Below are 19,769 nucleotides of genomic sequence, written 5' to 3' on the forward strand. Positions count from 1 at the left end.
TACCACTACCACGCGACCGCGCCTGTCGGTCCCGCGCGCCGCCCAGCCGCCCGACGCGTGGATGAGGTGTGGACTGCCCGCGTGCGGGGCGGGCGGGCGGCGCCCAGTTCCGCGTCGAACAGGCCTCCCGCCCCGCCGAGCCCACCCGGACTGTCGGCGGGCCATGGCACCGTGCCGATATGGAGCAGCGGATCAGCTTTGTCACCCTGGCCGTCGCCGATCTCGCCGCCACCCGTCGCTTCTACCTCGACGGGCTGGGTTGGACGGCCGAACTAGACGTGCCCGGCGAGGTGCTCATGATCAGAACTGGCGAGCGCCTCGTCCTCTCGCTCTGGGCTCGGGAGGAGTTCGAGAAGGAGGTCGGCGCGATCGGGACCAGAGTCGGCGTGCCGCCGATCACCCTCGCCCACAACGTTCCGACCACGGCCGAGGTCGACGCCGTCCTGCGTACAGCCCGCGCGGCCGGCGCCGATCCGGTGCACGACGCGGTGGAACGCGACTGGGGCGGCTACACCGGTTACTTCGCCGATCCCGACAGCTACCGCTGGGAGGTGGCCTACAACCCCGGCCCGATCGGTCAGCTGGTTCTGCCGTAGCCGACGCGAGGTATGGGCCGAAGGATCGAGGCGGTTAGGACAAACACAACCAGGCCGGCGACCGTCGGTCGCCGGCCTGGCCGGTGCGCGTGCGAAACCCTCGTCGTTGTCACCACCGGCCCGACGCGCGAGGCGCGATCTCGGGGCCGCGGGGAGCCGTCTCCCGCCGGCGTCCGGTGGTGGAGCCGAGGACTAGCGCGTCTCGCGGTGCTCCGTGTGCTTCCGGCAGTTCGGGCAGAACTTCTTCAGCTCAAGACGGTCCGGGTCGTTGCGCCGGTTCTTGCGCGTGATGTAGTTCCGGTGCTTGCACACCTGACACGCCATAGTGATCTTCGGACGAACGTCGGTGGCGGCCACGGCGTGTTGCCTCTTCCTCTAGCGGTTATCGGGTGCAATTCTCAACAGCCGCGAAGCCGCCCCCTCTTCCCGGGGCCCGCCACTCCACGACCAGCCGCACGCTACGCGCGACCCCTCCAGCCCGGGACTAGCCCCAACCGAAGTCCTGACGAGTCTAGCCGACAGCCAGACCCCTACTCCGCTCCCACCGTCCCACCCACCCCGACCACGCCACAGCCAGGTCCCAGTGAGCACCCCCGAGGACCGAACATCCCGCAAAGCTCCCCGTAGGGGAGCAAGCCACCCGAGAGCGCCCCGCAAGCCCAACGAGGGCCTCGCACCCACAAGGAAGCCGGCAAAGCGCGAAGCGCAAGCCGGCGGGGGTGTCGGGGGCAAAGCCCCCTGACCCGGGGTTCCAGGGGGTCGCCCCCCTGGGCAAACATTGCGGGCGCCCCGCGAAACTCCCCCGAAGGGGAGCAAGCAGGATAAGCCCGCCTCGGTAGCGGTGGCCGGACTTGAACCGGCGACACAGCGATTATGAGCCGCTTGCTCTGCCAGACTGAGCTACACCGCCTTGGACCGCTACGCGGCGACCCCTGCGACAGCGTACCGGCTGGGACCGCCGCGTGACACCAATCTGATCATGGCGACTGGCGGACCGTCGAGCCCCTTTACGGAATCGAACCGTAGACCTTCTCCTTACCATGGAGACGCTCTGCCGACTGAGCTAAAGGGGCGCGCTCTCATGCTCACGCGGGACACACGTTACACGATGGCTGGGCCAGTGTGGGAAGCAGGTTCCGCGGCGATGCCCATGGTCGAACCCATGCCCAGCGCGGCCCTTCCCGAAGGTCAATCCTTTCTGGCGCCGCCGCCCTACCAGGCGCTTGCCAGCCGACCGTGATCCACCGCGGGCCGTCGCCCGGCGGCCGATCGACGGCAGCCGATCGACGGCAGCCGACCAGCCGTCGGCCGACGACCAGCTGACCGGCGGTCAACGCCGCGACGCCGCGACGCCGAGCGCGCCGAGGCCCGCCACGCCGAGTCCTCACCCGCGCTGGAGGCGGCGGCACATCGGCGGCGCCCGGATGGCCTGATCTTCCGGAAACGCCGGGACATGCCGAGCGATCACGAGTGAGGGCATCGACAAACTCGTTGCGACCCGCGAACTGATTGCGCTAGGTAGCCAAGCTCGCGCTTAGCGTAGTCGTCGGCCGTCGGCATCCGCTGATCGGACGCACGGCCGCGCTCTGTCCGAGCGGACCCGAGCGGAACCCGCGAGCAGCGAGGGTTGCCCATGCGCTTCACGCACCACCCCGGCCGGCACCACCAGGACAGACAGGCGACACCCTTCGGCGGCGCGGCCGACGATCTGCCGCCAGGCAGCGGCCTGCTGTGGACCCAGGGCGTGGAAGGTGGACCGCGCGGCATCCAAGTGCCGGCAGGCACGCCGCTGCCGCCCGGCACGACCTTCGGCGACCCTCGGCAGAACAGCCACCACCGTGCCATGCCGTTTCGCGGGTTGCCACCGGCGCAGCCGCCCGCCCGCGACCAGCGCCTCGGCGGCAGGCATTCCACCCGCGGGCAGGACGTCGCGGCCGTCACGATGAAGGTCGCTCCCGGCCGCACGGGCGGCCTGCCGCGAACTCGTCCTCCAGGCGGTCGCGAACCGCGGGCGGCCGAACAGCGGCGGAACGGGCAGCTCGCGCCGCGGATCGCCCTGTTGGCCGTCACCGCCCTCGCGCTCTCGACGACGGCGACGGCCGCCGCCGCCGCGCCGAACCCGGCCTGGCCACGCGGCGTCGACATCTCGTCCTGGCAGCATCAGAACGGCGCCTCGATCGACTGGAACGCCGTCAAGGCCGCCGGCAACTCGTTCGCCGTCATCAAGGCGACCGAGGGAACGAAGTACACCAACCCGAGCTACGCGGCGGACAAGGCCGGCGCCCAGGCCGCGGGCCTGGTGGTCGGCTCCTATCACTACGCCCGGCCCGCGCTGCCGATCTCCACGGCCATCGACCAGGCCCACCACTTCCTCGCGGCGGCGGGCAACGTCAACACCCCCGGAATGCTGGCCCCGGTGCTCGACCTGGAGATCACCGGTGGCCTCAGCCCCACGGACCTGACCGCCTGGACCCAGGCCTTCCTGCGCGAGGTGGAGAGCCAGACCGGCCGGACCCCGATCCTCTACACCTTCCGCTCGTTCTGGACCGACAAGATCGCCAATACCCAGTCGTTCGCGAAGTACCCGCTCTGGTTCGCGATCTACAACAGCAACGCCGACCCCGGCTGGCTGCCCGGCGGCTGGCAGAAGTGGCTGATCTGGCAGTACGACTCCGGCGGCGCGGTCCCTGGCATCCCCGGGCATGTCGACGTCAACGCGTTCTGCTGCAGCGCGGCCGACCTGACGAGCAGCGCCGACGGAACCCGCGACGAGATCGCCGCCCGGTACGCCGCCGAGCCGCTGCTACACCTCTCCCTGGGAGCGCCGGCCCGCGCCGAGGGCCCGGCCGGCGGGGGCGGCCGGTGGCAGCCGTACGCCAACGGGCTGATGTTCTGGTCGGTCGAGACCGGCACACGCGCGCTGTTCGGCCCGATCGCGCAGAAGTATCTCGCCTACGGCGGCAGCAACGGCTCGCTGCGCCGCCCGCTCGAGGACGTCTCCTGGACGACGGCGCCCGACGGCCTGCAGGCCGTGTTCGAGGGCGGCCGGATCTACTGGCACCCGGCGCTCGGCGCGTTCGTCGTACGCGGCGAGATCCTCAACAAGTACCTGGCACTCGGCGGCTCCGCCTCGTGGCTCGGCATGCCGGTCAGCGACGAGTACGACGTGCCCGGCGGCAGGGAGAGCGCCTTCCAGAACGGCAAGCTGCGCTGGAACGCCGCCACGAACCAGGTCACGGAGATTCACAACACGCCGGTCCCGGCACCCGCGCCGTAGCTCAGGCTCGGTCGCCGTCGCCCCGTGGCGCCGCCGGCCGGCAGCGATGCCGGCCGGCGGCCAATGCCACTCGGCGGCCAATGCCACTCGGCGGCGATGCCACTCGGCGGCGATGCCGACCAGCGGGGTCGAGGGCGCGCCGCGATACGGCGGCCAGGACAAGGCCGCTCCCCCGACCGTCACTCCCCGACCGCGGCTCGCCGCGGTCAGACGTCCGTGCCCGGGCGCAGGCGGTCGGCATAGCGGCGAAGCCAATGTGACGCGAACCAGTCGGGATCCCAGTCGTCGCCCGCCTCGACCTCACCCACAGCCCGCCAGGCATAGGTCAGCGCGCCCGGCGTCGCCCCCCTGCCCGGGCCCGCTCCCTCATTCGGGCCGTCCAGCCCGTCACCCGCACCGAGGGTGTGCGCCTCTACCGGGCACAGGACGTACGCGTCGCCCTCGAAGTCGTCGAGCACGGCCCACTCCGCCGCGCTGAGCCCGGACAACACCAGGCCCGACGCTCGCCGGCCCGGCGCCGGAACCAGCCCTGGGTACACCAGCCCCGGCAGCCGGGCGGCGCGCCAACCCGGGGCCACCGCCGCCGTGAGGTCGGGGCGGCGACCGAGAAGCTCCTCCACGATCTCGCCGAACATCAACGTGCCATAGACGAACAACGCGAGTCCCGCGCGTTCGTTCACCGGTATGTCCGCCTCGACTATCTCCGCCTTGGCCATGTCCGCCTCGGCGATCCCAGCCCGCTCGCGCGACCGCATCGCGCCTCCCGTCGGTCCCTGGCGGTCCGCGCCGGCCGTCGTCACGGGTTCGCGGCCAGGAGGCGTGGAAGATCCGCGACCGAGTCGATGACGTGGTCCGGGGTACCACTTGCGGCCGCGAGCGTCTCCGCCCGGAACTTGCCGGTACGGACCAACACTCCGGTCAGGCCCATCGCCTGCGCGGCAAGCACGTCGCTGGTCACGTCATCGCCGACCATCAGCGCTTCCGCGGCCTCGACGCCGACCAGGTCCAAGGCGGCGCGGAAGAACTCGGATGCCGGCTTCCCGACGACGCTCGCGCGCACACCGGCCGCCTGTTCCAGGCCGGCGAGGTAGGCCCCGGTATCGAGGGTGAGGCCGCCGTCGGTCGCCCAGTAGTGGTTGCGATGCAGCGCGACAAGCGACGCGCCGTCGAGCAGGTGCCGGAACACCGTGGTCAGCGCCTCGTGCGTGAACTCGGGTCCCGCCCCGCCGACGATGACGACGTCCGGTCGCTCGTCGGGGCCGGCGACGGCCACACCCGTTAGGTCCGCGGTGATGTCGCCGCTGTTGAGCAGGTGCACCCGCGCCCCGGGATGGTGTCGGCGCAGGTACGCGGCGCCGATCACCGGGGCCGTGATGATCTCGTCATCGCCGGCCCCGATCCCGGCCGCCCGCAGCGCCGCCCCGATGGCGGCCCTGGTCCGCGAGGTCGTGTTCGTCAGGAACGCCACCGCCAACCCCGCGTCCCGGAGCTGGCGCACGGCATCCGCCGCCCCCGGCAACGCCCGCCAGGAGACGGTCAGCACCCCGTCGATGTCAAAGAACACCGCCCGACACCCCATGCCCGGCACCGTAACCGCCGACGAGCACCCGAAAACCCGCTCCCTCAACCCGGAACCCAGCCGTAACACCCGCCCTCCGGTCCACCCACCTATCACCCCGCGCCCACCTCAACCCGTACTCACCCCTATCCCCACCCGTCCGCTCGTCCACCCGTCCACCCGTCCGCTCGTCCGCTCGTCCGCTCGTCCGCTCGTCCGCTCACTCGCGGCCGCCCGGGAATCAGTCAGACGAAGCGCGTCACCCATGACGCGGAGCGTCTGACTGATCTTGAAAGGTCGCCCCACGGGCGGCTGTCCACAGGCGGCCGGGTGCGGGTGGCGGGTCGGCGGGATTCGGATCACCGTCGCAGGGTGAACGACGTCGGGGCGGAGGGCCTCTGGGCGGCCCGGTCCCCAGACCGGAGCCTCGCCGAGCTGGCCGCGCGGCAGGAAGGCGTGGTCTCGCGTGGCCAGCTGCATCTGTTCGGCGTGTCGCGCCACCTGATCAGGTCGCAACTGCGGGCCCGACGGTGGCGCCTGGTCGCCCGCTCGGTCGTCCTCCTGGATCGTGGCCCGGTCGGCGAGTCGCGGCGACGATGGGTCGCGGTGCTCGCGGCCGGTCCGCACGCTGCCCTGTGCGGGGTGACCGCCGCGAATCTCGATGGATTGCGCGGATTCAGCGACCACCTCGTGCACGTCCTGGTCCCGCGCGGTTTCGGGACCCGCGTCCCACGGCTGCCCGGCGTCCAGGTCCATGAGTCACGGCGGTTTCTCACCTCGGACGTCCATCCGACCCGAATGCCGCCGAGAACCCGGACCGCCCGGTCCGTGATCGACGCGGCGGGTTGGTCAGCGAACGCGACCCGCGCCGCCGCGCTCATCGCCGCCACCGTGCAGCAGCGGCTCGTCCCGGTCTCGGCTCTTCGGGCAGAACTCGGCGCGGTGGGCCGGCTGCGCCATCGTCGCCTGCTCGCCCTCGTTCTCGACGACGTCGAGGGCGGCGCCCATTCCCTTGCCGAGCTGCGCATGGGCGCGCTCGTCCGGCGGGCCGGACTGCCGCCGGCCACCCGCCAAGCCGTCCGAACGGACGCCGCGGGCCGACGGCGCTACCTGGACATGTTCTGGTCCGGGCTCGGGCTATGGGTCGAGATCGACGGCGGGTTCCACTGGCACGGTGAGACCTGGTGCGACGACATGCTCCGCCAGAACGAGATCACCATCGCCAGCCCAGACATCTCATTTCTGCTCCGCTTCCCCAGTCTGATCATCCGCACCAGACCGGGCATCGTCATCGATCAGCTCACCCGCGCCGCCCGCCAGGCCCTTCCCCACCGCCAACGACCAAGTCACGGCCTAGCCCACGATCAGTCAGACGGAACGCGCCGCCGGTGACGCCAACCGTCTGACTGATCTCGGAAGACACGGGACGCGGGCGACCTCACGGCGGGCGCGAAACGCGATGGTCCGGTTGGCGTCGACGGTGGTGATCCGCGGTTGCGTGCCTGGGTGGGGTCCTTGGTCTACGCCACATGCGCCGACGGCGCCGACGTGGTGGCCAGCCGGTGAATCGAGGCCGCGCCGGCCCTGGACGACGACCGGCGGCCGCGCACCGCCCACGGCCCACGGCCCACGGCCCACGGCCCACGGCCCACGGCCCACGGCCCAGCATCGTCCACGGCCACCCGGCAACGGCAACGGCAACGATCGACCAGGACTGGCCGTGGGCATGAAAAAGGCCCCGGTGTTCGCTCCGGGGCCGGTGACCTGCCGCTTTGCGACTAGATCGGGGTGGTGGCAGGTGATGGATTCGAACCATCGTAGGCTGAGCCGACGGTTTTACAGACCGCTCCCTTTGGCCGCTCGGGCAACCTGCCGTGTCGTGGATGAGCATACCGGTAGCGGCGGAGGTGCCGCCGGGGCGAGGTCCCCGGTATGCGGCCCTGGCCTCGTGGGCAGCGGCGACTGCCCCTCACAACCGACCCCGACAGGAGGCTCCTCGCTGTGGCGGACCCGTCCTTCGACATCGTCAGCAAGGTGGACACCCAAGAGATCGACAACGCGGTCAACCAGACCGCCAAGGAGATCAAGAATCGCTTCGACTTCCGGGGCACCGACGCCGCCGCGACCCACACCGGCGACTCGATTTCGCTGGTCGCGAACAGCGAGGAGCGGGTCAAGGCGGTGCTCGACGTGCTGCAGGAGAAGTTCGTCAAGCGCGGCATCTCGCTCAAGGCCCTCCAGCACGACGAGCCCAAGCAGGCCGGCAAGGAGTTCCGCCTGGCCATCACCGTGACGCAGGGCATCCCCGACGAGAAGGCCAAGGCGATCGCCAAGAAGATCCGCGCGGACGGCCCGAAGGGTGTGCAGGCCCAGATCCAGGGCGACCAGCTCCGCGTCAGCGGCAAGAAGCGCGATGACCTGCAGGCTGTCATCCAGATGCTCAAGTCCGAGGACTTCGAGGTCGCGCTGCAGTTCATCAACTACCGCTGACGGACTGTCGAGCCGCCCGATCCCGCGATCATCGCGGTCGGTGGGGCGGAAGCGGGGGTGGCTCCGGAGTGATCTCCGGAGCCACCCCCGCTTCGCGAACCTGGCCATCCGGCCTGGTCATGCGGCTTCGGCATGCGGCTTCGGCATGCGGACCGACTATGCCGCCTGCCTGCCTATGCCACGGCGTCGAGCTGGGCGCGGGTGAGCGCCGGGTGGAGGGTCAGACCGAGGTCGGCCAGACGCTCGGCGCCGCCTTCCTGACGGTCGATGACGCAGACGACGTGCTCGACGGTCGCGCCCTGCTCGCGCAGGACCCTCGTCGCGTCCAGGACCGCGCCCCCGCTGGTGACGACGTCCTCGACGAGTACGACGTACCGGCCGGCGAAGTCACCGCCTTCGGCGATCTGACGGGTGCCGTACTCCTTCGCCTTCTTGCGGACGAAGCGGGCCGGAAGCCCGGTGCGGGCCGACAGCAGGGTGGCCAGCGGAACCCCGCCGAGTTCCAGGCCGGCGAGCAGCTCGGCTCGGGCCGGCAGCAGCGGGACCATCGCGGTGACGATGTCCGCGAGCAGGACCGGATCCGCCTCGAACCGGTACTTGTCGAAATACTCGGTGCTCGTCTTCCCGGAACGCAGTACGAAGCTGCCGGTCAACAGCGCCGCCGCCCGAACCCGGGCAGCCAGCGTCGAGATCTCAGTCGCGGAGTCGTCGGCCACGTCTGCCGACTCTAGCGATCGACGACCTCCGCTCACCGCCGCCAAGTCCTTTCAAGATCACTTTTGTGCGGCGGCGACGACGTCGCGGCGCGGGCACGTCCGGCCGCGCGACGCGACGACGACCGGAAGGACCGGATCGGCCAGAAGATCCCGGCAACCGGCGAGATCAGCGGTAGGGGTTCAGACGGGCCATTTCTTCCAGGCGGGCGATGCGCTCGTCCATCGGGGGGTGGGTGGAGAAGAGCTGGACGACCCCGCCCGCCCGGAACGGATTGGCGATCATCAGGGAGGAGACCGGGGCAAGCCGAGAACTCTGGGCAAGCGGGCGGGCGGCGGTGCCGGCCTCCAGCTTGCGCAGAGCGCTGGCAAGACCGAGCGGGTCGCCGGTCAGGGTCGCGCCGGACGCGTCGGCCTGGTACTCCCTGGCGCGGCTGATGGCCAGTTGAATGATCGTCGCGGCCACCGGGCCGAGGATGATCAGGAGCAGCAGCTCGAACATGCCCGGGCCGTCCTCGTTGCGTCCGCCACCGAAGATGGCGGCGAACTGGGCGAAGTTGGCGAGATAGACGACCACGCTGGCGAGCGCGCCGGCGACCGAGGCGATGAGGATGTCCCGGTTGTAGACGTGGCTGAGCTCGTGGCCGAGGACTCCGCGCAGCTCGCGGTCGTCCATGAGTTCCATGATGCCCTCGGTGCAGCACACCGCCGCGTTCTTAGGGTTCCGGCCGGTGGCAAAGGCGTTGGGCGCGCTGGTGGGACTCAGGTACAGGCGCGGCATCGGCATCCGAGCGCGCGTCGCGAGGTCGCGGACGATGGCGTAGAGGCGTGGCTGCTCGACCTGGCTCACCGGGTACGCGCGCATGGCACGCAACGCGAGTTTGTCCGAGTAGAAGTACGAGAAGCCGTTCATCAGGACGGCGAGGACGAGCGCGATGATCAGCCCGTTCCGTCCGAAGATGGATCCCACGGCCAGGATGGCGGCCGACAGCACTCCGAGTAGCAAGGCGGTCTTGAGACCGTTGAGGTGAGACATGGCGTCCCGTTGTCCTGTCGTGTCAGAAGGTTGCACCCAGCTCAACGCCAGAGACGTCGCGAGGCGTTCCCATCCATGCCCGTTGCGTCGGTAACGCCCGGCTTGCACGGCAATCTCCGCAGGCCGAGCCTGCCTCGTAGGTTCCCCGACCATCCCCGGACCGCGAGGCCCTGAACCCTCCCGGCTCGGATCATGACCGGTCGGGCCCGTTCGGCCCGTCCGACCTGTCCGACCTGTCCGGCCCGGCGGAGGCGGCGGAGGTGCCGGAGGCTTCGAGCGTGGCACGGAGGTCCGCGGCGGCGCGAGTAGAGAGGAGACCGGCGGCCACCAGGCGCTGAACCGCGAGCTGGGAAAGCGCGCGGTAGGCGGGGACGGCGGCCGGGTCCGCCGCTCGCAGCGCCTCGAGATGGGCGGCGACCGTACTGGCGTCGCCTCGGCGCACCGGGCCGGTGGTGGCGACGTCGCCGTCGCGCAGCGCGTTGTCGAGTGACACTCGCAGCAGCGGGGCAAGCGCCGCGCTCGCGTCGGTCACGCCCGCGGCGGCCAGCAGGTCGGCGCTCGCGCCGGCCAGCGCCGCCAGGTAGTTCGCACCGAGCACCAGCGCCGCGTGGTAGAGGGTGCGCGCCTCGTCGGGCACCTCGACGAACCGGCCGCCCACGTCCGTGACCACCCGCCGGGCGACGGAGGCGGCCGCCGGATCGGCCGTAACGCCGAAGGTGGTGGAGCGCAGGTGGGCGGCGTCCATGGCCGGGTCGAGACCGGCCAGGCTCATGATCGGGTGGATCGCGGCGCGGCTCGCGCCGCGGGCCACGACCGGCGCAAGAGGGGCGAGCCCGTGCCGTCCGCTCAGGTGAACGACGACGCTGCCCGCCCGCGGGCCCGCGGGTTCGGTGGCGCTGGCGAGCTCGGCGGCGACGGGAGCGATCGCGTCGTCGGAGACCGCGAGGATCAGCACGTCGACGCGGGCGGCCAGCTCCGTCGCGGCCAGTGGCGGGGCCCCGGGGAGGAAGCGGCGGGCGCGGGCGGCCGAGGCGTCGGAGTGTGTTGTCACCCCGACGAGACGATGGCCGGCCTCGGCGAGCGCCACGGCGAACGCCGCGCCGGCGCGGCCGAAGCCGACGAACCCGACGTCGAGGGCGCCCGTGGGGGTGCCGTGGAAGGCACGCCCACGGGCGCCGTCACCGGTCTGGCCGGTCCTGTCGGGACCGGCCAGACCGACGGGGGCTGAGCCAGCCGAGGCGGAGTTGGGTGGGTCGGCATCCACCGGCCGATTCTCCCGCCGTCCGTACCCCACTTCCTTCTCCCGCTGTCCGTCTCCCGCTGTCCGTCCCCACTTCCTGCCCGGCCGGACCGCGGTTTTCACCGGTCCGGCACGTCTCGAGCGGCCCGGGTCTTGGGCGGCCGGGTCTTGGGCAGAGCCCGTCGCGACCACGAGAGAGACGAATCACACACTGTGGGCGAAGTCATCGGATGAGGTGTGCGACGACTGGCTGGAATGGCTCGCGCCATGCCATGCCGGGAAGTGGCGGTTGCGATCGCCCGAGTGACAAATACCCGACATCGGCGGCCGGCGAGGAGCCGACGTGCACAATTTCGCCGACAGGGGTGCCGTCCTGGCCAACGCCGTCCTGGCTCGTGGCACCGTCACCCATCCGACAACGCGCGAGTGACACGACAGGCAGAGATGCCGCCAACACAGAGCGTGATAGGACTACGGACGAGCTGGTGCCACCCCGACCTGCTGGACGGCTCACCCCCCGGCAGCACAGGCGCCGCTATGCGCGCGCCCAAATAGGCCGCCAGGTAGGCTGGGCCGGTACCTGAGGAGGTTACTGAAGGTGTCTGAGCAGGTCCGCGAGCAGGCCCGGGAGCGGGAGACCCGCCGGCTCGACCGGGTCGTCGTGCGGTTCGCCGGCGACTCCGGCGACGGTATGCAGCTCACCGGCGAGCAGTTCACGAGCGAGACGGCGACATTCGGAAACGACCTGTCGACGCTCCCGGACTTTCCCGCCGAGATCCGCGCACCAGCGGGTAGTCCGGCCGGTGTGTCCGGTTTCCAGCTGCATTTCTCCGACCACGACATCCTGACGCCCGGTGATGCGCCGGATGTCCTGGTGGCGATGAACCCGGCCGCTTTGAAGGCCTACCTGAAAGACCTCCCGCCGGGTGCCGACCTCATTGTGAACACGGACGCCTTCACGGGTGGAAACCTGAAGAAGGCGGGCTACACGGCGGATCCGCTGACCGACGGCACGGTGGACAAGTACCGCGTGCACAAGGTCCCGCTGACCTCGATGACCATCAACGCGGTGAACGCCACCGAGGGCGTGGCCGGCGTGGTCAACAAGAAGGAGGCCGAGCGGGCGAAGAACATGTTCGCCCTAGGCCTGATGAGCTGGCTGTACCACCGGCCGACCAAGGGCACGGAGGAGTTCCTCCGGCAGAAGTTCGCGAAGCGCCCGGAGATCGCCGAGGCGAACGTCGCCGCGTTTCGTGCCGGGTTCAACTACGGCGAGACGACCGAGTCCTTCTCGGTGACCTACGAGGTCGCGCCGGCCCGGATGAAGGCGGGCACCTACCGCCGTATCTCCGGCAACCTGGCACTGTCCTACGGCCTCGTCGCCGCCGGTGAGCTCACCGGTCTGCCGGTGTTCCTCGGCAGCTACCCGATCACCCCGGCCTCCGACATCCTGCACGAGCTCTCGAAGCACAAGCAGTTCGGCGTCCGCACCTTCCAGGCCGAAGACGAGATCGCCGGCATCGGCGCGGCGCTCGGCGCCTCGTTCGGCGGCTCTCTCGGGGTCACCACCACCTCCGGCCCGGGTGTCGCGCTCAAGTCCGAGACGATCGGCCTCGCGGTCAGCCTCGAGCTCCCGCTGCTGATCGTCGACATCCAGCGCGGCGGCCCGTCGACGGGGCTGCCGACCAAGACCGAGCAGGCCGACCTGCTGCAGGCGATGTTCGGCCGCAACGGCGAGGCGCCGGTGCCGATCATCGCCCCGCGCTCGCCGTCGGACTGCTTCGACGCCGCGATCGAGGCCGCCCGGATCGCGACCAAATACCGCACGCCGGTGTTCCTCCTCTCCGACGGCTACCTGGCCAACGGCTCCGAGCCGTGGCTGCTGCCGGTCCGGGAGCACCTGCCGGAGATCCCGGTCCAGCTCACGACCGAGCCGAACCACGACGGCGACTTCTGGCCGTACCTGCGTGACCCGCAGACGCTGGCCCGCCCGTGGGCGGTGCCGGGCACGCCGGGTCTGGAGCACCGGATCGGTGGCCTGGAGAAGGCGGACGGCTCGGGCACGATCTCGTACGACCCGGACAACCACGACCGGATGATCCGGCTCCGGCAGGCGAAGATCGACGGCATCGCCGCCGACATCGCGCCGCTGGAGGTCGACGACGTGTCCGGCTCGGCCCGGGTGCTCGTGCTCGGCTGGGGCTCGACATACGGCCCGATCGCCGCGGCCGTCCGCCGCGTGCGGGCCAAGGGCCTGCAGGTGGCCCAGGCGCACCTGCGCCACCTCAACCCGTTCCCCGCCAACACCGGCGAGGTACTGCGGTCCTACGACCGGGTGCTCGTGCCCGAGATGAACCTCGGTCAGCTGCGCACCCTGGTCCGGTCCGAGTTCCTGGTCGACGCGATCGGCTACAACCAGGTCCGAGGCCTCCCGTTCAAGGCGGCGGAGCTCGCGGGCGTTCTGGAGGATGTGATCAACCAGTGACCATCACCACTAACGGCAAGGTCAGCGCTGGCCGGGTAACCAACCGGCTGCTCGACCTGGTCCCGGCCGCGCCGGGTCCGCAGAGCCGCAAGGACTTCGCTTCGGACCAGGAGGTCCGCTGGTGCCCGGGCTGCGGTGACTACGCCATCCTCTCGACCGTGCAGGGCTTCCTGCCGGAGCTGGGGGTAGCCCGCGAGAACATCGTCTTCATCTCGGGCATCGGCTGCTCGTCCCGCTTCCCGTACTACCTGCAGACCTACGGCATGCACTCGATCCACGGCCGCGCGCCCGCGATCGCGACGGGCCTCGCCACCTCGCGGCCGGACCTGTCCGTGTGGGTGATCACCGGTGACGGCGACTCGCTGTCGATCGGCGGGAACCACCTGCTGCACGCGCTCCGCCGGAACGTGAACATCAAGATCCTGATGTTCAACAACCGGATCTACGGCCTGACCAAGGGTCAGTACTCGCCGACCTCCGAGATCGGGAAGATCACGAAGTCGACCCCGCACGGCTCGCTGGACCGGCCGTACAACCCGACGTCGCTGACGCTCGGCGCGGAGGCGACCTTCGTCGCCCGCTCCATCGACTCGGACCGCCAGCACCTCACCTCGGTGCTGCGGGCCGCCGCGGAGCACCCCGGCGCGGCCTTCGTCGAGATCTTCCAGAACTGCAACATCTTCAACGACGGCGCCTTCGAGACCATGAAGGACCGGGACACCCGCGACGACGTGACCCTGCGCCTGGAGCACGGCCAGCCGCTCGCCTTCGGCGCCGACGGAAGCAAGGCGATCCGCCGGGCCGCCGACGGGAGCCTGGCGGTCGGCGCTGCCAGCGACGAGGGTGTGCTCGTCCACGACGCGCACGCCGTCGACCCGAGCCAGCAGTTCGCCCTGTCTCGGCTGACCGGTGACTCGCACGGTGTCACCCCGATCGGCGTCTTCCGCGACGTCGACGTGCCCAGCTACGACGAGGAGCTCAACGCCCAGATCGATCGGGCCAAGGAGCGCCAGGGCGAAGGCAATCTGATGTCCCTGATTGCCGGCAAGGAAACCTGGACGATCTCCTGATCCGGAGCTGGCCGAGGTCAACCGAGGTCAGCGGGCAGCGATCTCCCGATGGCCGGGGCGGCACACATGCCGCCCCGGCCATCGCCGTTTTGGCTGGATTTTGACCGGGCTCTGGCCGGACTTTGATCGAGCTTTGGCCGGAGACGACGGCAGAGCCCGCGGAAGGGTCCGGATGACGCCGAGTACCGCACCGTCGTCGGGGACGACTAGCTTCTACCGGCTAGTCCGGCAACGGTAGGGCCACGAACTCTGTGCCAACTCACCCGCCGCGTGAGGGTCGCGGGTATCCGGTGGAACTATGGTCAGTAGCAGGCCCCGTTCCATTCGCGGACGGCGGCATGATCGATCGGTCCAGGGACGCGGAGGCGCTACCGGCGATGGATGGCAACCCGACCGAGCCCGCCGGCCCGGACGGCGCCGCGTCCCGCCGGGACGACGTCTCCCCGTGGCCGCGGACCGGCGAGTTCGCGCTCTCCTACCAACCCCCGCCCACCGACTTCGGCGGCGGCTTCATCCCCAGCGAGACGAGCGCCATTCCGCTGGGCCCGCTCTACCTGCAGACTCCGTACCGCGATCCGGCCGACTACGTGGCGCCCGCGCCGCCGCCCGGCTATCCGGGACAGACTCAGGGCCAAGGCGGCTACCCGCCGCCGTATCCCGATCCCGCGGCGCCCGCGGGCGACGCCACTTACTACGAGCAGGCGTCCTACCACGAGCAGGCGCCGCCCTCGCCCTGGCAGGAGCAGTCCGTGCCCTGGCCGGCGGCTCCCCCGGAGCAGCAGCCGGGCTGGTCGGCGGGACAGCCGGGGCCGGCGGAACAGTCGGGCTGGCCGGTGACTCCCCCGGCGGAGCAGTCGAGCTGGCCGGCCGCCTCCCCAGCCCCAGAACCGCCGGGCTGGCCGGCGTACGGCGAGTCCGGGACGCACCTGGCGCCCGGTCAGGCGTCGGTGCCCATCGACGCTTCGGCGGACTACGGCATTCCACCGCCGGCGCCCTATGGCCAGTGGGTATACGGGCAGCCCGACCAGGGGTCGCCGCCAGATCCCGGCGACTGGTTCACGCCCGCCGACACCGGCGCGATCCCGATCGGTCCCCGCCACGAGTCACCGCCGGTACCCCAGCAGTACCCGGCCGCCCCGTTCGCCGGCCCGCCCACCCAGCTGCCCGGGCCGCCATACGAGGGCCAGTTCACGCCGGACGCGTATGGCGGCGGGTACGGCGCGTATGGCGCGTATGGGCAGAGCCCGTCCTACGGCGACCAGCCGGACCCGGAGCAGTCCCGCCAGGTCACCGGCTACCAGGTCGAGTTCTACGCCTACCAGCGGACGATCTACCAGCAGCCGCCGGGCGCTCCGGGAAGTACGCCGTTCCCGCCGGCGGAGGACCCCGCGGCGCAGACCGGCGCGTTTCCGCTCTACTACCCGCCGCCGCCGGCGGACCTCGGTGGCAGCGGGTTCGCCGCGACGGACACCAGCGCCATCCCGATCATGCCGGTGGCGCCCGCCTGGTCCGACGACCTGACGCAGCAGGCCACCGCGGCGCCGGACCTGGCCCCGGCTGACACGGCGTGGCCATACTCGACGTGGCCGGCCGACGCCGGCGACGCGTGGCCACCGATGACGTTCGCGGCTCCGGACGCCACGGCGGTTCTCCCCGCGGGAGCCTGGGCGGACGGCTCAACGGCCGAAGGCTCCACGGACGACTCGACGGCCGGCGCGACGTCGGCGGACGAGCCTGCGGCGTCGAGCGACGAGCCGGCCGCCACGGGGGCCGTCGTCGCACCGACGGGAACTCGTGGTCTACGGGCGCGGCGGCGCCGGCGGCGGCGGGTCGCGCTGCTCGCGGTCTGCTGCCTCCTGGTGGCCGCGGTCGCGGGCACCCTCGCGCTGCGGCTGGTCGGCGCGGGCGATGACCAGGGTGGCCGGGACGCGTTGACGGCCGGGACGCTCGCCCCCGGCGGTGAGCAGCCGCGCGTGACCAGGACCTATCCCTTCCCAGTGATCGCCCTGACCCAGCGCGGTGCCGCTGGCGCGCCGGCCGCGCCGGCCACGTCGGCGGCCGGGACGATGCCGCCGGGCGGCGCCTTCGGCCAGGCCGTCGGTGCCCCCGTCCACCCGTCGCAGGCCGGCGCGACCCCCAGCGTGGGGAAGCCGCGCGCGCCGGCGCCGGCGCCGACGACGACCGTGACGCCAGCGGTGCGCGGGAACTTCCCACCAGCTCCCCCGGCCCCGTTCCCGGTCCCAGGGGAATGATCATCCGCCATCCGTTGACTAGTTGTTGTCTGCCCGGACGGTTTCCGATGGTGGCACCCCGATACGCGAACGTGATCGATGTCCGGTATGGTGTGGTGTGCGCGTGGGGGTGCGTGCGGTGTCGCCCGGGGGGGTCCACACCGATCCAAAGCCGGAGGCTCCGTGCATCGCCGTAACAGGCACAGTCACGACTGGCACAGGCGCAACTGCCGCCACCATGAGAACGCGGTCGGGTGCCATCTGGTGCTCGTCGGCGCGCTGACGCCCACTGGAGCGCGACGTGGCTAACTACACCGCCGGTCAGCAGAGCTGGGCCGGCACCCAGGACGCCCACCTGGCCTACCCACCGGCCGAGGAGCCCGCGGGCTGGCCATTCGCTCGCGGGCACGGCCTCGCCTCCAGGGGCGTGCCACCCCAGCCGACCTTCCAGGCGTCGGTTCCACCGCGCCCGGCGGTGCTTCCGCCCGGCGAGCTCGACACGGTGACCGGCCCGATCTCGCTCAGTACCTCCGCGCGCCGCGACCGCGCCGCCGAGCCACAGGGCGGCGGTTACGGGCACAGCTACGAGGGCTATCGGAGCCACCCGGACCCCGCCGGCCACGGCCGCCCCGACTACTCGGGCGGCCACGGCTACCCGCCGGGCGGCCAGGCCTATGCCGATGGTTACGGCTACGGCTACCCGAACGCTGACGGTGGCTACGCCGCCGACAGCGAGTACGCGGACGACACCGACTACGCGGTCCTCGATGACGGGTCGTCCTACGACGACGCACTGGTCATCCCGGCCGTTCCACTGGGCACGACGTTCGTCGCCGCCACCCCGGCCGCTCGCTCGGCGCGGGGCACCGACACCAGGGCCTTCGACACCGGGGCCGACCAGGAGACGCGTACCCCCGGCAGGCGAGGCGCGCCGGGCGGCGGCAGCACCCGGGCAAAAGGCGAGAAGAGTGAAGGCGCACAGCAACGGGCTCCGGGAGCGCACCGGGCGCCTCTCGGGCGGCCTGGCAGCGCCAGGGCGAAGCTCGCCATCGCGAGCACGGCCTCGCTCGCCGGTCTGTCCGCGCTCGTGGGCAGCGCGGTGCTCGCCACGGACACCGGACCGCTGACCATTCCGGCCGGGCCGGGTGGCGGCACGTCGACGGGCCAGTTCCCAGCCGTCCAGTCGTCCGGCTCCGGGGCCGACTCGTCCGCGGCGAGTGCCTCGTCGCCGATCACGCCGGGCCTTACACCAGCGGTGCCGGTGATACCGCTCGTGCCCAACCAGTCCGACTCCTCGGACGCCGGTGACGGCTACCTCGACGCCGCGGCCGGGTACGACCCGACGCTCGAGGCCCTCGCCCCGACATACGACGGCACGTACGACCCGACCGTGGACACCTCCACGGACTCCTCGTACCCGACGGACGGGCTCGGTAGCGGCGGGGTTCCGATCATCCCGCTCACCCCGCGAGACGTGTCCGCGCCCGACCCGACGACCGGCACTCCGGCCACCACGGCCGCGGACCAGCCGCCGACGGAGGGCTCGGTCTTCAACTGGTTCGGGATCGGCACCGTCCCCGAGACCGAAGCCGGCACGCCAAGCCCGTCGCCCACGGCCTCGCCGGGGCAGGACGACACGGCGCCCCCGCCGGACGCCACGACCGACCCCACCACCGCCCCCAGCGCCGCGGCGCCGACCGATCAGGCACCCGCACAGGCACCGGCACAGGCACCGGCATCGCAGGGGACCGACCAGGCTTCGACCACCCCGCCGCAGGACACGGCCACCCCGGCCGCGACCGACTCGGGCACCCCGGCCGACTCCACGGCCTCGATGCCCGTCGACCCGATCACGGTCGTCACCCTGGACCCGCTGGAGAACGTCGACTATTTCACCAAGGCGACGATCGGCTGGTTCTCCTAGCCGACAAGGTCGACTGGTTCTCCTAGCCGACGAGGAGCCCGAAAAGCAGGCCGGCCCCGTTCCCGCATCGCGGGACGGGGCCGGCCTGCGTCCGGGTCCGGTTGGGACGCGCTGATGGTCGGTCTGCTGGTGGTCGCGGTCTAGCCCGTGCGTGCGACGACGAAGTCGGCCAGGCTCTCGAGAGCGGCCTTGGCGGAGCCCTCCGGCAGCGGAGCCAGGCAGTCACGGGCGCTCGACGCCCAGGAGCTCAGCTGGGCGCGGGCCTCGTCCATTCCGGGGTGGGCGCGCAGGATCTCGATCGCCTCGCCGAGCGCCGCGTCCGAGGCGAAGCCGTCGGCCAGCAACTCGCGCAGCCGGTCCGCCCCCGCGTCCCGGCCGCGCAGGGCGTACAGCATCGGCAGCGTGCGGACGCCGGCCCGCAGGTCGGTGCCGGGGGTCTTGCCGGAGGCGGCGCTGTCGGAGGCGACGTCGATGATGTCGTCGGACAGCTGGAAGCCGACGCCGATGCGCTCCCCGAAGGTGGCCATGATGTCGGCCGTCACCGGGTCGGCGCCGGCCATCATCGCGCCCAAGCGGCCGGACGCGGCGATCAGCGACGCGGTCTTGCCGGTGACGACCCGAAGGTAGTGCTCGACGGGGTCGTCGTCCGGCATCGGCCCGACGGTCTCGCGGATCTGGCCCTCGCACAGCGTCGCGATCGTCTGCGCGAGGATCCTGGTCGCCTCGGGGCCGAGGTCCGCGGTGATCTCCGAGGCCCGAGCGAACAGGTAGTCCCCGACGAGGATCGCCACCGTGTTCGTCCACCGGGCGTTGGCGGACGCGGCCCCGCGTCGCAGCGGGGCCTCGTCCATCACGTCGTCGTGGTACAGGGTCGACAGGTGGGTCAGCTCGATGGCGGCCGCGGCCTGGATCACCTCCGGCGCGGCCGAGTCGGCGAAGTGCGCCGCGAGCAGCACCACCATCGGACGGAAGCGTTTCCCGCCCGCGTCGGTGAGATGCCGCGACGCCTCCGTGACGAACGTGAACTCACTGCGGACCGCCTCGCGCAGGAGTCGCTCGACGTCGGTGAGGCCCGCTCGCACGGCGGATTCGAGATCAGGGTCTGCCCTGATCCCCATCGTGTCCAGCCCGGTTCTGCTCATACCGCCA

General features: G+C 71.6%; 15 protein-coding genes and 3 tRNA genes. 8 read left to right on the forward strand and 10 right to left on the reverse strand.

The features are described from left to right. Window positions 1-179: 179 nt before the first annotated feature. A complete protein-coding gene (locus FRCN3DRAFT_RS0201805) occupies window positions 180-596 on the forward strand; it encodes a VOC family protein (protein ID WP_027140162.1) in 417 nt (138 codons plus the stop codon). 192 nt (window positions 597-788) lie between these two features. Here the strand turns inward: FRCN3DRAFT_RS0201805 and rpmG are convergent, their stop codons facing one another. The 3 genes from rpmG to FRCN3DRAFT_RS0201820 form a co-directional block, all read right to left on the reverse strand. Beyond that, the gene (rpmG, locus tag FRCN3DRAFT_RS0201810) at window positions 789-953 is read right to left on the reverse strand and encodes a 50S ribosomal protein L33 (protein WP_007514786.1); all 165 of its coding nucleotides are present in this window, start codon (window positions 951-953) and stop codon (window positions 789-791) included. A 479-nt stretch (window positions 954-1,432) separates the two neighbouring features. Then, window positions 1,433-1,506 (reverse strand) — tRNA-Met (locus FRCN3DRAFT_RS0201815). 90 nt (window positions 1,507-1,596) lie between these two features. Next, window positions 1,597-1,669 (reverse strand) — tRNA-Thr (locus FRCN3DRAFT_RS0201820). Between the two features lie 560 nt (window positions 1,670-2,229). Between FRCN3DRAFT_RS0201820 and FRCN3DRAFT_RS42170 the strand changes: the two genes are divergently transcribed. Then, window positions 2,230-3,873, forward strand: a complete 1,644-nt coding sequence (locus tag FRCN3DRAFT_RS42170) for a GH25 family lysozyme (RefSeq protein WP_007514785.1) — start codon at window positions 2,230-2,232, stop codon at window positions 3,871-3,873. A gap of 206 nt (window positions 3,874-4,079) precedes the next feature. Here FRCN3DRAFT_RS42170 and FRCN3DRAFT_RS0201835 read toward each other — a convergent pair whose 3' ends face one another. Together FRCN3DRAFT_RS0201835 and FRCN3DRAFT_RS0201840 are read right to left on the reverse strand one after the other, a co-directional pair. After that, window positions 4,080-4,628, reverse strand: coding sequence for a gamma-glutamylcyclotransferase family protein (locus FRCN3DRAFT_RS0201835; protein WP_007514784.1), 549 nt, complete (start codon window positions 4,626-4,628; stop codon window positions 4,080-4,082). 41 nt (window positions 4,629-4,669) lie between these two features. Then, a complete protein-coding gene (locus tag FRCN3DRAFT_RS0201840; RefSeq protein ID WP_232793887.1) occupies window positions 4,670-5,437 on the reverse strand; it encodes a TIGR01458 family HAD-type hydrolase in 768 nt (255 codons plus the stop codon). 366 nt (window positions 5,438-5,803) lie between these two features. On the opposite strand from FRCN3DRAFT_RS0201840, the gene FRCN3DRAFT_RS42175 reads away from it, so the two are divergent. Beyond that, on the forward strand, window positions 5,804-6,823 hold the full coding sequence (locus FRCN3DRAFT_RS42175; protein ID WP_051466107.1) for a hypothetical protein: 1,020 nt from the start codon (window positions 5,804-5,806) through the stop codon (window positions 6,821-6,823). A gap of 397 nt (window positions 6,824-7,220) precedes the next feature. Here FRCN3DRAFT_RS42175 and FRCN3DRAFT_RS0201850 read toward each other — a convergent pair. Then, a tRNA-Tyr gene (locus FRCN3DRAFT_RS0201850) sits at window positions 7,221-7,305 on the reverse strand. A gap of 127 nt (window positions 7,306-7,432) precedes the next feature. Between FRCN3DRAFT_RS0201850 and FRCN3DRAFT_RS0201855 the strand changes: the two genes are divergently transcribed. Beyond that, complete coding sequence (locus tag FRCN3DRAFT_RS0201855) at window positions 7,433-7,921, forward strand: YajQ family cyclic di-GMP-binding protein (protein ID WP_007514781.1); 489 nt, start codon at window positions 7,433-7,435, stop codon at window positions 7,919-7,921. 173 nt (window positions 7,922-8,094) lie between these two features. On the opposite strand, the gene pyrE is transcribed toward FRCN3DRAFT_RS0201855, so the two are convergent. From pyrE to FRCN3DRAFT_RS0201870, 3 genes are all read right to left on the reverse strand, one after another. Then, window positions 8,095-8,637 (reverse strand): orotate phosphoribosyltransferase, encoded by a 543-nt coding sequence (gene pyrE / locus FRCN3DRAFT_RS0201860; protein WP_007514780.1) that lies wholly within the window; start codon window positions 8,635-8,637, stop codon window positions 8,095-8,097. Window positions 8,638-8,803: 166 nt separating this feature from the next. After that, the gene (gene htpX, locus FRCN3DRAFT_RS0201865) at window positions 8,804-9,670 is read right to left on the reverse strand and encodes a zinc metalloprotease HtpX (protein WP_007514779.1); all 867 of its coding nucleotides are present in this window, start codon (window positions 9,668-9,670) and stop codon (window positions 8,804-8,806) included. Window positions 9,671-9,860: 190 nt separating this feature from the next. Beyond that, window positions 9,861-10,934: a Rossmann-like and DUF2520 domain-containing protein gene (locus FRCN3DRAFT_RS0201870; RefSeq protein ID WP_007514778.1), complete on the reverse strand. Its 1,074-nt coding sequence runs from the start codon at window positions 10,932-10,934 to the stop codon at window positions 9,861-9,863. 574 nt (window positions 10,935-11,508) lie between these two features. Between FRCN3DRAFT_RS0201870 and FRCN3DRAFT_RS0201875 the strand changes: the two genes are divergently transcribed. The 4 genes from FRCN3DRAFT_RS0201875 (at window position 11,509) to FRCN3DRAFT_RS0201890 (ending at window position 18,620) form a co-directional block, all read left to right on the forward strand. Next, a complete protein-coding gene (locus tag FRCN3DRAFT_RS0201875) occupies window positions 11,509-13,395 on the forward strand; it encodes a 2-oxoacid:acceptor oxidoreductase subunit alpha (RefSeq protein ID WP_007514777.1) in 1,887 nt (628 codons plus the stop codon). After that, window positions 13,392-14,465, forward strand: coding sequence for a 2-oxoacid:ferredoxin oxidoreductase subunit beta (locus FRCN3DRAFT_RS0201880; protein ID WP_007514776.1), 1,074 nt, complete (start codon window positions 13,392-13,394; stop codon window positions 14,463-14,465). Before FRCN3DRAFT_RS0201875 ends, FRCN3DRAFT_RS0201880 begins: the two co-directional genes overlap by 4 nt. Window positions 14,466-14,803: 338 nt before the next feature. Further along, complete coding sequence (locus FRCN3DRAFT_RS0201885) at window positions 14,804-16,717, forward strand: hypothetical protein (protein ID WP_007514775.1); 1,914 nt, start codon at window positions 14,804-14,806, stop codon at window positions 16,715-16,717. 280 nt (window positions 16,718-16,997) lie between these two features. Then, entirely contained in the window at window positions 16,998-18,620 is a 1,623-nt protein-coding gene (locus FRCN3DRAFT_RS0201890; RefSeq protein ID WP_007514774.1) for a RodZ family helix-turn-helix domain-containing protein, read from the forward strand. 140 nt (window positions 18,621-18,760) lie between these two features. Here FRCN3DRAFT_RS0201890 and FRCN3DRAFT_RS0201895 read toward each other — a convergent pair whose 3' ends face one another. Next, window positions 18,761-19,762 carry a polyprenyl synthetase family protein gene (locus FRCN3DRAFT_RS0201895; RefSeq protein WP_027140165.1) on the reverse strand — a complete coding sequence of 334 codons (1,002 nt, stop codon included), beginning with the start codon at window positions 19,760-19,762 and terminating at the stop codon, window positions 18,761-18,763. Window positions 19,763-19,769: the final 7 nt, after the last annotated feature.

Source organism: Pseudofrankia saprophytica, assembly GCF_000235425.2.
In the GTDB taxonomy this organism is placed as follows: Bacteria; Actinomycetota; Actinomycetes; order Frankiales; family Frankiaceae; genus Pseudofrankia; species Pseudofrankia saprophytica.

What these genes read in the sequence shown, in the direction of transcription:
- FRCN3DRAFT_RS0201835 (WP_007514784.1), bottom strand. Translation starts at nt 4,628, where the DNA reads ATGCGGTCGCGCGAGCGGGCTGGGATCGCCGAGGCGGACATGGCCAAG.
- FRCN3DRAFT_RS0201805 (WP_027140162.1), top strand. Translation starts at nt 180, where the DNA reads ATGGAGCAGCGGATCAGCTTTGTCACCCTGGCCGTCGCCGATCTCGCC.
- htpX (WP_007514779.1), bottom strand. Translation starts at nt 9,670, where the DNA reads ATGTCTCACCTCAACGGTCTCAAGACCGCCTTGCTACTCGGAGTGCTG.
- FRCN3DRAFT_RS42170 (WP_007514785.1), top strand. Translation starts at nt 2,230, where the DNA reads ATGCGCTTCACGCACCACCCCGGCCGGCACCACCAGGACAGACAGGCG.
- FRCN3DRAFT_RS0201885 (WP_007514775.1), top strand. Translation starts at nt 14,804, where the DNA reads ATGATCGATCGGTCCAGGGACGCGGAGGCGCTACCGGCGATGGATGGC.
- FRCN3DRAFT_RS0201895 (WP_027140165.1), bottom strand. Translation starts at nt 19,762, where the DNA reads ATGAGCAGAACCGGGCTGGACACGATGGGGATCAGGGCAGACCCTGAT.